Below are 14,657 nucleotides of genomic sequence, written 5' to 3' on the forward strand. Positions count from 1 at the left end.
GCGCTGCGGCTAGTGACCACAGAGGCAGGAGAAGGTGCCGCGTACGCATGGCCGCGGAGTGCTGACTATGTGTTTGTGGGCGAGTCGCACCAGTACACGCCGTGCTGCGGTGCGGAGCCAGAGGTAGGTGGTGAGTTCCCGGGCTGCGGCAAAGCCGAGGGCGCCGCGATGGTGCTGGGTCCTGGCCGCAGAGGTGCAGACGAAGCATACCCACTGCGCCTTCATATTCCTGCAACCGGGATGGTGAAGGGACCTTCACCACAGGGCCTGCTGTTACTTCACTTTCGGGCCTTGATACCGGGGGCATAGGAGCTAACCGTTCTGGCTGAGTGCGCCACCTTGCCGGTTAGAGCCGTGGTGGTGTTCCGGTGCGAAACCGCAGTGGCCGCAGGTCGAGTTCCGTCATACCCGCGCGGATCATCTCGCCGTGATGGTGCTGCAGTTTCGAACTGCAGAGTTAGCAGCTCCGGCGTCATGGCCATCACATAGGTCGGGTAGCCGCGATGGTGCTGCGGGTCGAGACCGCAGAGGGAGACGAGTACCCAGCACACAGATGGCTAGCAGCGACTCGCCGTGGTGGTGCTGCGGTTCGGAACCGCAGAAGCGGGATGGCAACCGCGTAGATGGTCTGGTCGCAGCGCACGCCGTGATGGTGCTGCCCCAAACCACAGAGGCAGTCAAGTGCAGGGCATCGGCGACGCGGAGCAAGTCGCCGTGGTGGTGCTGCGGTTTGGAACCGCAGAGACAGGATGGGCTGCCAGTTCCAGCACACAATCAACGGTTGGCCGCAACAGTGCTGGGGTTTGGCGAGGAAGTTGGTCGGCAGCGAGCCGATCCACCCGGACGGGTCGCCGCGATGGTGCTGCGGCCTCAAACCGCAGAGACAGCCGCCTGGCGGGAAGCCGTCGCGAGTTCTCTCCCGGAGCCGTGGTGGTCCTGCGGTTCGGAGCCTGCAGAGGCGGTTCGGTGCTCCCGTGTCACTCGTGCTCGCGGCGTAACCGTGATGGTGCTGTGGTTCCGAACTTGAGGCTGGTGGCCGTTCATGGGTAGGTCCGGTGGCTGAGTTGGAGAGGGCCGTCGGCCTGGGCGAGGCGTGTACGGGGCGCGTTGTAGAGGGCGATGACTCCGAGGTTGTGGAGTTTGTCGCGGTTGGGGTGCGGTGCGCGTACGAGGGGGTGTTCGAGGAGGGTGGTGATGCTGGTTGTGGTGAGTGGGGGTCGCCAGATGGGCCAGGTGAGGGCGCCGTTGGGGGTGGTGCGGTCCCAGCTGGTGGTCTGGGCGTAGGTGGTGTCGCCGGTGAGGCGGAAGGTGGCGAAGCCGTGGAGGGCGAGCCAGGTGGCGCCGGGGACGCCTTGTTGGGTGGGTTTGCCTTGGCTGACCATGTGGGCGTCGCCGGTGGAGTGGTGGTCGAGGTTGGCTCCGGCGTAGCCGTCGACGCGGCGCCAGGCGGTGAGGGCGGCGAGTAGGTGGGTGGGGTCTTTGCGGCATTCCTGTGCGGCTTTGATCCAGTTGTTGGCCAGGGTCATTTGTCCGCCGCGGCCGAAGAGTGGGGTGCTCGATGTGTAGAGGTCGGGCTGCTTGCCGTGTGCGGGCCGGGTCTTGCCGGGATTCTTCTCGATGGGGGCGATGCTCAGTTGGTTGACGAGTGCGGCGAACCAGTGGGCGGTGGGGGTGTTGTGCTCGCGCTCGGCCCGGGTGTGGTTGCGCAGGTGGCGCAGGGCGGTGTCGGTGGGCATCCGCAGGGCGTCGCTGGGGCCGCTGCGGCGCAGCGAGAGGATGCCGGGGGCAAGCGGGAGGGGTTCCTTGGTGGGGTCTTCGGGAAGTTGGCTGCCGAGCAGGTCGGCGAGTGCCTGGTGCGTGAGTGGTTGGTGAGTGTGGAGGACCGCGGGTGCGTCGGGGCCGCGCCAGGAGAGCCGGGCTGGCTGGTCGAGGACGGGGGCGGTGAGCTGGAGAATGCCCAGGGCGGCGAGGAAGCCGAGTGGGGAATTGCTGACCAGGGCGGGTAGTTCGAGTTCGTGGTGGGGCATCGGGGTTAGCTGCCTTCCTCGGAGCAGGCGATGTCGGCCAGGCGTACGGCGGCTTCGAGCAGGGCCAGGCCCCAGGGGCCGTAGCGGCGGTTGAGGGCTTCGAAACGGTCGGGGCCGGCCCAGTCGGTGCCCATGGCGGCGCTGTTGACGGTGACGCGCTGCTGGTCGGGCATGAAGCAGGCGACATCGATGGGGTCGCTGTCGGTCACGGGCGGCAGGAGCGGCCGGGCGTATCCATGGTGCGAGGCGACCAGATGGAGGATGAGGTCCCTGTCCAGGCCCTGGGTGTGGGCAGGGCCGGTGGCGAGCCATTGCTGGACGGCCAGGGCGCTGAGTGCTTCGTGGCGTAGCTCGGGGCTCCAGTTGGCCAGGTGGGCGGCGCGGCGGCGGCCGTTACGGTCGGCCGGGTCCATGCCGGATTTGGCCAGAGGCTCGTCGAGGGACTCGGCGAGGAGACGGTCGCCGGCGCACAGCATGCACTGGAAGCGGGGATGGTGTTTGCCGCAGTCGTGAGCGTGCGCGCCGGTCTCTACGGCTGCAACCAGTGGTGCGGGCAGCTCCAGGCGTGCGGCGAAATCGGCGGCGCGTGCCGCGACGGCTTTGCTGTGCTGGGCAAGACTAACGGGGCGGGTAAGTGAACTCCCGTCAGCGTCGTCGTCGTTGATGCCGGTAATGCGCTCGGGGCGATCGACTGGTGGGCGGGTGGGAATCAGGAGGAGGCGTGCCGGGTCGGCGGCGTCGAGGATGGCGTGCCCGGTCCGGGATGAGCGGCCGTCGGGGGTGATGTCCCAGGCGTTGATGGTCCGGAGCTCGGTGAGGCGCTGCTGCAGATCGGGGGCGTATGAGCCGGTCGTCGGAGGAACACAGTCTGGGGCCGGTAGCAGCCTCAGGAGCCGGTCGAGGAGTTGGTGGACGATGTCGGTGGCGCTCTCGTCGTCCTCACCGGCCAGCAGTTTCTTGGATGCTTGGGTGATGGCCTTCGTAGCCGCGTGGGCGGTGGCCTCGTCGAACCCGCCGAGCAGCGTCAGGGCGTGGGCGTCCAGGCGGGTCGGTGCGCTGTCGGTGCGGGATGGGAAGTCTGCGAGGTCGACGACGGGGGCGCCGGGGGCTCCGGTCCAGCCGTACGGGTCGTGGCCGCTGTAGTGCGAGGGCAGGACGATGGTGCTGCCGGGGCGGATGTCGCGGGGGCCGGTCGCGGGGACCCACTGGTTGTCGTGGTCGTCGTAGCGCAGCGCCGGCGCCATTGTCTGTCGGCGTTTGGGCGTGGCAGGTATCTCCTCGTCCGCTATGCCTTCCAGGTCGCTGGTGGTTTCGTCGGCTGTCGGCTGGGTCAAGAAGCGGCGCAGCTGGCGGGCGGGGATGGCGACGGTTTCACCGGGGTGGGGCGGGACTTGGGCCATGCGAGAGGCCCACTGATCCCAGTCCGGTTGGCCGTTCGAGGTGGGGAGGTCGCTTCGCCACAGGACCTGGACGTCTTCGGGCGTGGTGCTCAGACCGTGGAGGAAGGGCGCGGTCGGCTGGTCGGGCACGGGGGTGGGGCTGGTACGGGTCCAGGAGTCCAGCAGGGTGCGGTGCAGGACGGGGATGCGCGGTGCGGGCACGTTCAGGGCCGCGGTCTCGGTGCCGGACAGCAGGGCGGGCAGTGTGGTCGGGTTGACGACCAGTCCTTGGCGAAGGCTGCGCCGGAGGTCCTCGGCACTGTGGCCTTCGGGGTTGGTGGGAGGGGCGTGGGAGGTGAGCCATTCCCAGGTCGCGTGGGCGGCCGGGCCGTAGACCGGGATGTCCTGGGGATCCGGTGCTGCGGCGCGGATCACGATCGCCGGGGCCCAGGGGAAGGCGCCGGTCCGGTCCAGTCGGCCCAGGCGCTGGATCAGCGGAGCGGCTGCGGCGTTCTCGCTGACGAGTCCCGCGAAGGAGACATCGACGCCGACTTCGACGGTCTGGGTCGCGACGACCACTAGGGGCCGGTCGCGATCGGCGCGGATGCCCTGGAACAGGTCGTGCATCTGGCGGCTGTTCAGAAGGCGCTCGCGGTCTTGGCCTCGGCAGCGGCCGGTCAGCAGGATCACGTCTATGTCATCGCGTGCAGCCAGGAGTTGGAAGGTTGCTCGGGCGGTGCGGATGGTGTTGGCGACGATGCCGAGCACGGGGCGGGCCGCGAGCGGCAGCATGACACCTACGGCCTGCTCAGCGGCTTGGGCGAAGGCGAGTGAGGGGCTCTTGGCGAGGGTGCTCGTGTCCCACAGGGTCAGGCGCCGCTGGGCGTTGAGCCGGGCCCCCGCGACGGGGTGCTGGCGGTCCATCTCGGTGATCCGGTGGCGCGGGCGCGCGGGATCAGCAGACGCGGTGGCGGAGAGGCTGAGGACCTGGACGCCACGGTGGGAAAGGCCCGGGTGCGAGGCTGTCTGCTGGTAGGCGGTGCAGTCGGTTGCTGTGGTCAGCAACGGCAGGGCGATGTGCGCCTCGTCCACCGCCAGCAGTGCGTCGGTGCCGCACAGTGCCGCGTCGATGGGCCGCATCCTGGGGCTGGTGTGGTAGCCGCGGAAGAGCAGTCGGCTGCCGTACTGGTCCACGGTCGAGGTGATCACGGCGGGCTGGACGGGGGAGCGCAGCCAGCGCGAGGCCCAGTCCACGCCACCGCGCATCCGCACTGCTTCCAGAGCCGTGCTCTCACCGCTCAGGGTGCGCAGTGCTTGCGCGACGCGGCCCGTCACGGACTCACGCGGGGCGCTAGCCAGGGCGTCCTGGACGGTGCGGGCGTGCTCGTGCGCCTGGTCGACGACCAGACGGCGGTCCACGACGAAGAACAGTCGCAGCGGCACGCTTCGCTCCTGACCGGTGGCGCACTGCCAGGCGAGCAGGAACAGCCAGATGTCGATCAGGCTGGTTTTGCCCAGGCCGGTCGGCACATCCAGGTCCAGCCAATCTCCCGTCTCCGCAACCTGGTCGAGGTAGTCCTTCTGCCAGGGAAAGGGGCGGTGGCCGTGTACGGCGTAGACGAAGTCGGGAAAGTCCTCAAGGGCGAAACTCATGCCTCCGCCTTTCGTGAGCCAGTGGGCACGCACAGGCCCAAGCCGAAGTTCTTCTTGCTGCCCAGCACCACCGGACCAGTGACTGGCTGGGGGAAGGTCAGGCGCACATGCCGGACGGGAAGCGGTCGTTCACCGTCCTTGCGGCGTACCGCAGCAGTTGGAAGCGTCGGTGCGCCGGGGACGAAGGCCCCGTTGCGCAGGACGTCCACCGCGTCGGGCACGGGCAGGCCGGCCAGGCGACAGCTGGTGGCAACCGAGCCCTCGATGTCGTGCCCCCGGGGGAAATGGTCGAGGACCATGGGCAGCGCCGTTGTCCACTGCCGCGAGGCCCGCGTCCACTGCTCCGGCATCACCGACTTGAGGGAGTTCACCGCCGCGTCGCCGGCCCGGACGTAGGCCAGCTGCAGGGGACGTTCGGAGCTGGGGAGCTTGAGCTTGCGCAGGCCGCCGCCCATGCGCAGCAACACGGCCAGGAGCGCTCGCCGGTGCGCAGGGTCCAGATCGCGGGGCAGGGCGACCGCGACGCCCCGCAGACGGCCATCGGCGTGCGGATGGCCGACAAACGGAAGACCCAGGTAGGCACACAGCCGCCGCTCGTCACCCCTGCTCTTGTGCCCATGGACGGCGACCATGGCCTCGACGTCGTGTCCCGCCTCCGCCAGCAGTCCCATTACCTTCTCGCGAAGGGCGCCTGTCGCTTCAACCGTCAGTGCCGGGTCCAGGGAAAAGCCCGCAGCGAAGGCGAAGGTCATCAGGTCCTCGAACGGGCCAGCCAGGGTCTCCTCGCCCGCCTCCGGCTCGGGGGCACCTTGGCGTGTGTAGCGGAACGTCCGGTCCTGCTGCCAGGCCGACTCGCCCTGCTCATGCGCCAGCCGCAGACGCTGCAGGTAGCCCGGATAAGGGGCCCGCAGCGACTGCTCCACGCCCGAAGGAGAAGCGTCCCCGCTGGGCTGCCAGATCTCCCACTCACCGCTGCCGCCCTCTGCCACAGAGTGCTCGGGCAAAACGGCGGTGACCAGGGCGTGGCCACCGGCTCGGCCGATGTAGGGCACCGACCTGGCCAACTCCTCCAAGGCCGTGCGGACCCCGCGCGGTGGCTCTGACGGCCACTCGAATTCCAGCCGAGGCTGGGCCAACGTGCGCTGTGGCCACACCTTCGGTTTGCCGCCGCTGGTGCGTCCGGGCAGTACCGCATGACCGGGCTTGGCCGCCGAGGCGTTCGTCGGAACCCAAGACATCCGCGGGATCTCGGCCTCCATGGTCCGCGTGGGTACCCGCAGTGACGGAAGCGGCTGTTGCTCCAGCCAAGACAAGGCAGCGTCCTGTACGGGGTCGGCTGGATCAGCCACGGACACCAGGGCGCAGAAAATGCGGGAGGGGTGTGGAGGCCATTCGGCCCGGCGGCGGTCTAGCGTGGCGGCCTGGTAAGAGGAGTCCAGTAGGTCAACGGTGATGCGAAATGGCACCGGGTCACTCGCTCTCGGCTTCGCCGACCCCGGCGATCACGTACGACTTGTCGATCGCTTGCTGCAGGCTCGGGTTGGGGTGCACGACCAGCGGATCGGACGCCCACCGCAGACCGGCCCCGCAGGCACGATCGACCGCGATCCCGAACAGCTCCAGAGCCTCCTGGGGGGTGGCCAGCTCCAGCGGCTCGAGCAGCGGGCTCCCATCACGGCCCCGCTGCACCCATTCGATGCGCTCCGAGACCATCAGCAGGTCACAGCCCGAGCGCAGGTGCAGGGCAGGCGCCGAGAACGCCAGCCGGTCGCCCAGCAGGGCGATGGCGCCCACCAACGCCCTTGCTGCTGCCGTCAGTTCCTCGCTCGCATTGCCAAAGCGCAGCATCGCCAGCTTCGCCAGGCTCAGCGAGGCGCTGCGCTGTACCGCCGTCACCGACACTCCACCCAGGCCCTCCGACGGGGGGATCATGCCGTGGCCCAGCTCGGACATCCGTGCTGTTTTGACGCCCTTCTTCGGCTTCTCGGAAGTGCTTGGGGCCCAGCCGGCGTCCGTCAACTCCACGGTGTCGCCCGCCAGGTTGAGCCGGTCCACTCGCCCGGCCGCCCGGACACCGACCAACGGTTTGATGCCGATCATCTCGGATCGGTAGGACCGGGGAATCTTCACCTGGATACGGCGCTTGCGGTGCGAGTCCCACACCCCATAGGCAAGATCGCTGGGGACCAGTCGCAGGTAGGCACTCAGGTCGCCGGCGCTCGCGTCACGCAGCGCGGCTCCCGGCTCCGTCTCGTCGAACTTCGTTCCCGCACCATCCACCGAGTCGCGGAAATACGCATCCCGCGACCTGTGAGGGGCCTCCAGGCTCGTCATCCGGACCGGCACCCCGTGAGAATCGGTCACCATCTCCAGGTGCGGGATGAACGCCTCCCGCCGCTTCACCGAGTCGAGCAGCGCCGTCTCACACCGATTGGCCTGGGACTGGGGCTGATCCAGGAGAACGACCTGAGTCTCATCACCGTCCACATACCGTGGTTCGACCAAGTAACCGGCGGCGTTCGTCTCCTTCGCCTTCACAGTCGGCGGAAACAACGGCGTCCCCATCCCGGCCAGCGGTTCGTACTCCGACACGATGCGTATCGCACCGTCAGCCGACCGCAGACTCGCAGCCGCCAACAACCGCTCGTAGATGTCCTTCAAGGCCGGTTCCTCCGCTGTCGATTGTGGGCGTCGATGCCCCAACGAGCGGACATATGTGCAGGTCAGCTGGCCGGGGCAGGCATCATGCAAGCAGGAGCAGCAAGGTGTCGCAAAACGGCCTTCCTGGCCGAAATGATGTGTTGTCAGTGTCGCTCGGTAGGGTGCCCGCCCAAGCCCTCGTTGGGTCGTAGGTCCCTGGCTCGGAGCGATCGCTGAACCGTCCAGGGGCGGCTTGCGGTAGCTCGACAGACCCAGGGACGCGTACCTTGGCCGACGGCCTGGGGTGGGAACTGCACGGCCGCAACCCGACCCGAACGCCGTCACCTTGGACCTCAGGGCGTACGCCCTGCCGATGGTGGCGAGGTGGGCCCGCGGTGCGCAAGCTGCCTGACGGACTTGCCCCCTCCCGCGGGCAGGCGGCGCCGTCGCGCGAATGGGGATGTTTGATGCGCCTGCACGGGTTAGTTCTAGTTTGGCGTGAGATCTCCCACACGGTGCTGCGTGGTGAATGGAGCCGCTGCGCGCCTATTGCGACGAGGGCGGCAGGGCTCTGAGCCCCTCTGCCCGCTCCCGCTCGTTGTCCGCTACCTCGTCGAAATGGTGAGCGCCCCTCCGGTCGGGCTCAGTCACATCAACGGCTCCGTCTGGGATGGGCGGCGGCTGGTGGTGACGGTGTCGCCGCCAAGTGGCTGGGAGTAGTGGACGGTGCCGAACTGCTGTGAGTCCTGCGCCGCTTCGTCCGCATCCCCTGTCCTTCTGCGAGTTCCGCGGCCAGGCCGGCGAGCAGCGAGCTGGGGGTGTGCGGGGACGCGTTGAGGGTCCAGGTGGGGCAGTCGTGGTTCGGGCCGGCCCAGATGGTCCAGGTGGCGAGGGCCTTTTCCGGATGATGCTGGGCGGCGAAGGCGTCGAACTGGACTCCCGCGTCACCGGCGGGCGTTGTCCAGCGGATCCAGCGTCCGTCCACGGTGTGGTCCCACCCGGCGTCGGTGAGGGGCTGCGTGGCGGCGGTGACGGTCTTTTCGTCCACCGGGGCGCCGACGGCTGTGTCCCAGCCGTCGCCGTCGGCGAGGTGATTGAGAAGCTCCTGCAGTACGGGGGCGGGGGTCGTACCGGTTGCGGTGAGGACCCACATGCGGTCGGAGACCGGTGTCTCGTAGGCCGCCACGGTCCACGCGGTCTCGTGGGCAGGGGCATCGTGGATGCGCTCGATGCGCAGGGTCTGCGATTCGTGGATGACGTGGGTCGTCTCATCCGACCAGGTCCGCCACTTCTCCCAGTCGGCGTGAGCATCGACGAATGCGTCCAGAAGAGCATCGTGGTCACCGGCGTCGGCCGCGTATGCGGGGGCGGATTCCGGCTCTTGGTGCTGGGGTTCAGGTGCAACGGTGTTCGCGGTGAGGGAGGTTCGGGCCCGGCCGGCGGCGCGCTCGGTGTCCGTCAGGGGTGCCGGCCCCGGGCGCATGGCCGCGCCGTGGACCTTCTCGAAGGCAAGTAGGGCCTGGGCGGGCGAGTCGAAGGTGTCGGCGATCTGCCGCAGGTGGTTCTCGCCGTGGAGGTAGACGCTTTTACCGCCGCTGAGGTACGTGCCGACCGCGACGGTGGTGTGGCCGTCCTCGGCGTGGGCATGCATGAGGAGGTGGCCGTGGCGGATGTCGTCATGGATCTTCTGGGCTTCGGCTGAGACCTCGCGGATCTCGCTGCGGGTGCACCAGGGCATGGGGTAGTTGGCCCAGGTCCATTCCTCGTCGATCGCCTCCCGCAGCCCGGGGGTGATCTCGGTGGTGATCCCCTCGGCGTTCAGGGCGTTGGCGGCCTGCTGCGCCCAGTAGGGCTCCTCGCTGTCGATGCGGGCCAGGACGAGGATGTTCTCGGCGACGGGGGTCCAGCCGTCGGCCTCCAGAGCCAGGTGCGCGATGCGGGCCTCGGCGCCGGTCAGGGAGGCGGTGACGGCACTGGAGTGGGCGGGGTGGCTGTCGAGGCGGACGTGCGCGTCGGGGGCGGGTTTCGTCACGAAGGAGGGCTCTCTTCTGCCGGCCGCCGGACCAGAGGGGTTCGGCGGCCGGCGGGTGGGGGTCAGCGGGAACTGCGTGCGGCGGGCGGGGCTGTGGTCCGTGGCGGGCCGGCCCGGGGCACGGCCGTGGCCTTCGCCGCCCTGGTGCGCACGGCCCGGTCTATCGGAGGGGGCGAGGACGTGGCGTGCTGCCAGCGGGTACGGACGGCGGATAGGTCGGCGAGCGCGCGGCGGCTGCCGACGACCAGCTGGTACGGCGTGGTGGCCGGGTCGTCGGTGAATGCCTCGATGCGTCGGCCGACGTGCCGCGAGGTCGCCAGGATGTGGCGCTGGAGGATGCGCTCGCCCCAGTGCTCCGGGGAGCCGACCGGCCCGGCGAGGAGGTCCAGGAGCTCTCGCGGCTCGGCCCCCGGGCCGAGCAGGCCACGGTGGCGGGCCTCCCACAGGACCGTCACGGGGTCGACGGGGGCGCGGCGTCGGGTCAGGGTGATCAGGCTCTGCCAGAGCCCGGCGTGCCGAGGCTGCGTGAAGTCGCCTGGCATCAGCCACCGCATCTGCTCGATGTCGCTGGGGTGCGCGGTAGCTGTCGCGAGCAGCAGCCGCTCCTCGTCGGCCGCGTCCTCGTCGTGGGCTGTAGGCAGCGCAGGAGTGGAGGTGCGGGGCAGGGATCCGGCGTGCGGCGGGAACCGGGCGGCGATGTCGTCCACCACGATGGCGAGGGCATCGGCCTTGGTGAGCGTCGTGGCCACGCGCTGCGGGAGTGCGGTGTCCTCAGCGGTGTGCGTGAGGCGCTGGGCGGCGGCGGCCAGACGGCGCCGGGAGTGCTCGGCTTCGATCATCCGTGCGTACGCGGGTGCGTGCCGGGGCCACGGGCAGACCTGGATCAGGTGGTGCAGGTAGGGGGCGGAGAGTCCGCGCGTCTGCTCGCGGGCGGCGGTGAGCACGGCGGCGAGCCACTTTGTGTTCTTGGCGTGCTCGGCCGGGTCGGGGGCGGGCAGGGAGCGGATCGCGGCGAACAGGGCGGCGTGGGCGGCGGTGGAGAACGCGTCGGGGCCTATCCCGGGCACGTCGCCGAGGCGGTGGGGATCGAGGAGGAGAGCGCCGAGGAGGGCCTGCTCGACGTGGAAGACCGGGTGCGGCGGTGGGATGGCGTCGAGGTCGTCCTCGTCGGGTTCGGGGGTGCGGGGCATCAGGCGGCCAGGGTGAAGTCGTCGGGGTTGAGGGGAATGTTCAGGTGGGGGGCGAGCAGATGGGCCGCGAGCAGCGGGGGTACGGCGTTGCCGATCTGCGAGAACTGCTGGCCCTTGTTGCCCGCCCAGGGGTAGTTGGCCGGGAAGGTCTGCAGGGTGCCGGCCTCGCGGGCGGTGATGCGGATCGGCTCCGGGACGGGCGCCGGCGCCGCGTCTTCCCGCTGCACGGTGGGGGGTTCGGCGATCCACGTGCATTCGTTGGCGCGGTGCCCGAAGAACAGCGTTCCCGCCGGCTCCTCGATGGAGCGGATGGTGGCGTTGGCCTGGTTGTTGCTGCGCAGGGACCAGGACCAGCGGTGCGCCTCAGCGGTGAACGTCGGCGCCGGAGCGCTCGCTGCACGGTTCTCACGGGTGCCGTGCCGGGCCGCCCAGCCGGCGCCTTCACGGCGGGACCGCAGGACGATCCCGTCCGGCCGCGGCGTCCAGGTACCCCGCTCGCGGGCGTCGACCAGGGTCTTGCGGGACCCGGACGGGAAGGGTTCGGGGCCGCCGCCGGGCCCGCCGCCGGCGCAGACGGTAGGGACGGGCCGGTCGGTGGCACCCCATCCCAGGGCTTCGGCCATGCTCACCCAGCGCGTGCGGCCGGGACCGAACAGCGAGTCGGGTTCGCCGACTTGGGCGTGTGTCGGGGCGGGTGGCTGGGCGGTGCGGATCCGGGATGCGAGCAGGATCGCGCGTCTGCGTGTCTGCGGGACTCCGTAGTCGGCCGCGTTCAGGATGCCGCACCAGGTGGAGAAGCCCCAGGACCTTAGGACGGCCGCGTACTGCTTCCACAGGGGCAGGACGTCCGGGACCTCTTCCATGGCGACCCACTCGGGTTCGCCGACGGTGTTCAGGGCGTGGAGGTAGCGCATGGGCTCCGCTGCGAGCAGGGAGCGCTCGTCACGGCAAGCTGTGAGGAGGCGTTCGCGGACGTCGCGTCCGGCGGCGAGGTTCTCGACGGCCTCGTGCACGAGGGGCTGGTCGAGGAGGCCGAGTCGTTTGCCGGCCATGCTCCATGCCTGGCACGGAGGGGACGCGATCAGTCCGCGGGTCCGGCCGATGAAGGGCCACGTCGGATACATCGCCACGTCGGTCCGAACCGTCAACTGTCCTGCCGCAACACGGGTCTTGCAGGCCCACTCGTCCCACTCCAGCCCGACGTCCCGCACACCGAGCACTCCCAGGGCTCTGCTCCAACCACCCGGACCCGCGAAGAGATCAACTATCAAGTGGCCAGCCCGAAGTCGTCCTGTGCCAGCGCTTCCGCATCGCCGCGGCATGCCCAGGGCGAGCAGCCGTCCTCGACGCCGTTCTCCAGTGCGTCGGCCTCGTCCGCGCCGACGCGTAGGGCGGCCTGTTCGGCGGCGGTGACGTGGTCGATCGGCGCCTGGCTCAGCGGTACGCGGGAGCGGTGCAGGAACGCCTGGCCGAGCAGTCGGCTACCCGACGCGTTGGCGCGGGCATTGCCCTGACGGATGGCCGCGTCGAATTCGACGACGTCCGCCCACTCGGACGGAGAGGTGTCCCTGATATGCCGGGTCTTCGAATTTAGTGGGGGTGTGCTTCCCGTCGGCTGCGGCGCGTGGTTGCACAGCGTGAGCGCAGGCGTTGGTTCGCTCGGTTGCGGAAGCCGAAGGCGTTACGTGCTTCGAGCTTGATGAGGCGGTTGTTGCCTTCGGAGGCGGCGTTGGTGATGCCGGTGGTCAGGTAGGTCTCGATGCCGTCCCACCACTGCTCGACGGTTTCGGCGAGGGTGACGAGTTCGGGCAGGTGAGCGTGGTCGGCGACGTGGGCGAAGAAGCGGTGGCGTGCGGTGGAGATCGCGGAGGGGTCGGGGGTGACGTGCCGGCGCGTGACGGCCAGGCCCAGGAGGTCGCGCAGGAGTTCCTTTCCCTGCCAGGCCGCGTAGATCTGCTTCCCGTAGGTGCCCATGGACTCCAACTCGGCCTTGAGGAGGTCGCGTTGTTTGTCTGTGAGGTCTTCGTTGTTGCGGCGCAGGAGTTTGCGGACGGTGTAGATGCTGTCGCCCTTGCGGGCCCGGCGGCCGTGCTGTTTCCAGGTGAGGCGTCGGCGCAGGTCGGCGAGGTGGCGCTGGGCGAGTTGCACGATGTGGAAGCAGTCGACGACCACCCTCGCGTGGGGCAGTGCGCGGTGGATCGCGGCGCGGAAGGTGGAGCAAAGATCGATGGCGACGTAGCAGATCCGCTCGCGCCAGGCGGTGGGCTGGGCGCTCAGCCAGTCGGCGACCGAGGCCGCGTTGCGGCCCTCGACCTGCCCGAACAGCCCGCGTCCGCCGATGGCGTCGACGAACCCGATGTGCCAGGCGTCCGCCACCAGCTCCCACTTCTCGGTGTCCGGGTCCTGCTTCCACACCGGCTTGCCCCGCCGGGTCTCGTCGATCCCGATCGCCTCGGTCACCGGCGGGTCCTCGGGCAGAACCTCCGCGGCGTAGTGCTCGAAGCAGTGCTGGACGATCGGCCAGGACAGGCCCAGATCCCGGCCGGCCTGTACCACGGTGCGGCCGCCGTCGACCACTGCGGCACCAGCCGCTTCGCGCAGTGCGGCAGTGGTACGCATCCGGGCGGGCACCTGGGGTATCGCCTCGGTGAACGAGCCGCGCGCGCAGGCTACTTCGGTGCAGTGCCAGCGCGCCTTGCGCCAGCGGATACTCACCGGGCGCCCGCCGCAGGACAGATGTCTCGGGGCGGTGGTGCGGTAGTCCTTCAACCGCGTGGCGAAAACCCCGCACGAGGGGCAAGCCCTCGCGGAGTCCTCGCTCGTCACGACGTACACCGTCGATCCACCCGCTCCGTCGTCCTTGACCTTGGTCACACTCACCCCCTCCAGCCTCAGCAGTCGTGTCGCGTCCCTGTTGATCTCGGTATCGTGAGTGCTCAAGTCCGTGGGTTTTCATGATCGGTTGCGTAGAGAACAACCATGATCACGAAGACCTGCGGGCTTCTCGCGTCCGGGGCACCCGCACTGCAGGCCCATCACGGACGGTGACCAACCGTCAGGTCGTCACCGTCGCACCCCCACTAAATTCGAAGACCCGATATGCCGCCACTGCGCATTTCCGTGGAACGGGCACCCAAGACAACTTGATTTCGGCGTTTCTGCAAGCCCGAGCGAAGTCAGGTAACGGATGCAGTCCGCTCGGCTCCAGCCCAGGTCCAGCAGGGGATGCCGATTATGCATGTATTTGACGTCGGCGTCCTTGGCCCTATGGAATTCATCGGTGGAGATGCCGACCCACTGCTCGACGAAAACCCCCGTGGGGATGCGTGACGGATAGGGGTGGCCGAGCAGTTCGCGAACCTTCTGCTTGATGGGCCTTATTTTATATTCGCCAGTGCATTGCCTACGGGTCATCCCAGGTCGGCCGTCCTTGTTGAGGACGTGAAGAGGCATGGAGGCGAACCGGTGATCCGGGTTCAATGCGTCACTCCGAATGTTGCCGGACGAGACGCGGAAGACCGGTATACCGGCGGGCCTTGCTATCTTGCGTTCCAGGCGGTCCAGGTGGGAGTAAACAGCTTCGGGCTCCCATCCTGTGTCGGCGAAGATTGCGTAATCGACCTTAGGGAGAATCCCTTCCGCTGAGAGGGCGAGGAGGGTGCTGGACTGAACTCCCGCACCCAGCGAGAGGGCACGGAATTGAGGCTGATCTGAAATGGCCTGTCCTGGGGTGAGG

8 protein-coding genes and 1 pseudogene are annotated in these 14,657 nt (G+C 69.1%); all 9 read right to left on the minus strand.

Features of this window, described 5'->3' with window-relative positions; genetic code table 11:
* Positions 1-1,040 precede the first annotated feature (1,040 nt).
* The gene (locus tag ACLLJJ_RS25705; protein ID WP_434595802.1) at positions 1,041-2,027 is read right to left on the minus strand and encodes a type I-G CRISPR-associated protein, Cas3-extension family; all 987 of its coding nucleotides are present in this window, start codon (positions 2,025-2,027) and stop codon (positions 1,041-1,043) included.
* A 5-nt stretch (positions 2,028-2,032) separates the two neighbouring features.
* Complete coding sequence (gene cas3g / locus ACLLJJ_RS25710) at positions 2,033-5,059, minus strand: type I-G CRISPR-associated helicase/endonuclease Cas3g (RefSeq protein WP_434595804.1); 3,027 nt, start codon at positions 5,057-5,059, stop codon at positions 2,033-2,035.
* Positions 5,056-6,525 carry a type I-G CRISPR-associated protein Csb2 gene (gene csb2 / locus ACLLJJ_RS25715; protein WP_434595806.1) on the minus strand — a complete coding sequence of 490 codons (1,470 nt, stop codon included), beginning with the start codon at positions 6,523-6,525 and terminating at the stop codon, positions 5,056-5,058. Before csb2 ends, cas3g begins: the two co-directional genes overlap by 4 nt.
* A gap of 4 nt (positions 6,526-6,529) precedes the next feature.
* Complete coding sequence (gene cas7g, locus ACLLJJ_RS25720) at positions 6,530-7,720, minus strand: type I-G CRISPR-associated RAMP protein Csb1/Cas7g (protein WP_434595808.1); 1,191 nt, start codon at positions 7,718-7,720, stop codon at positions 6,530-6,532.
* Positions 7,721-8,351: 631 nt separating this feature from the next.
* Positions 8,352-9,731, minus strand: a complete 1,380-nt coding sequence (locus ACLLJJ_RS25725) for a DUF317 domain-containing protein (protein WP_434595809.1) — start codon at positions 9,729-9,731, stop codon at positions 8,352-8,354.
* 62 nt (positions 9,732-9,793) lie between these two features.
* On the minus strand, positions 9,794-10,921 hold the full coding sequence (locus tag ACLLJJ_RS25730) for a DnaB-like helicase N-terminal domain-containing protein (protein ID WP_434595811.1): 1,128 nt from the start codon (positions 10,919-10,921) through the stop codon (positions 9,794-9,796).
* The gene (locus ACLLJJ_RS25735) at positions 10,921-12,243 is read right to left on the minus strand and encodes a DNA cytosine methyltransferase (protein ID WP_434595813.1); all 1,323 of its coding nucleotides are present in this window, start codon (positions 12,241-12,243) and stop codon (positions 10,921-10,923) included. Before ACLLJJ_RS25735 ends, ACLLJJ_RS25730 begins: the two co-directional genes overlap by 1 nt.
* A 268-nt stretch (positions 12,244-12,511) precedes the next feature.
* Complete coding sequence (locus ACLLJJ_RS25740) at positions 12,512-13,861, minus strand: ISL3 family transposase (RefSeq protein WP_434595814.1); 1,350 nt, start codon at positions 13,859-13,861, stop codon at positions 12,512-12,514.
* A gap of 156 nt (positions 13,862-14,017) precedes the next feature.
* Positions 14,018-14,605, minus strand: a pseudogene (locus tag ACLLJJ_RS25745) (hypothetical protein); the annotation flags it as partial.
* Positions 14,606-14,657 lie beyond the last annotated feature (52 nt).

This window comes from Streptomyces sp. A5-4, from assembly GCF_051131715.1.
GTDB lineage: Bacteria > Actinomycetota > Actinomycetes > Streptomycetales > Streptomycetaceae > Streptomyces.

Bases quoted from the DNA above. Each gene is read 5' to 3' on its own strand.
- ACLLJJ_RS25705 (WP_434595802.1), bottom strand. From the start codon at position 2,027: ATGCCCCACCACGAACTCGAACTACCCGCCCTGGTCAGCAATTCCCCA.
- cas3g (WP_434595804.1), bottom strand. From the start codon at position 5,059: ATGAGTTTCGCCCTTGAGGACTTTCCCGACTTCGTCTACGCCGTACAC.
- ACLLJJ_RS25730 (WP_434595811.1), bottom strand. From the start codon at position 10,921: ATGCCCCGCACCCCCGAACCCGACGAGGACGACCTCGACGCCATCCCA.
- ACLLJJ_RS25735 (WP_434595813.1), bottom strand. From the start codon at position 12,243: ATGCCGCGGCGATGCGGAAGCGCTGGCACAGGACGACTTCGGGCTGGC.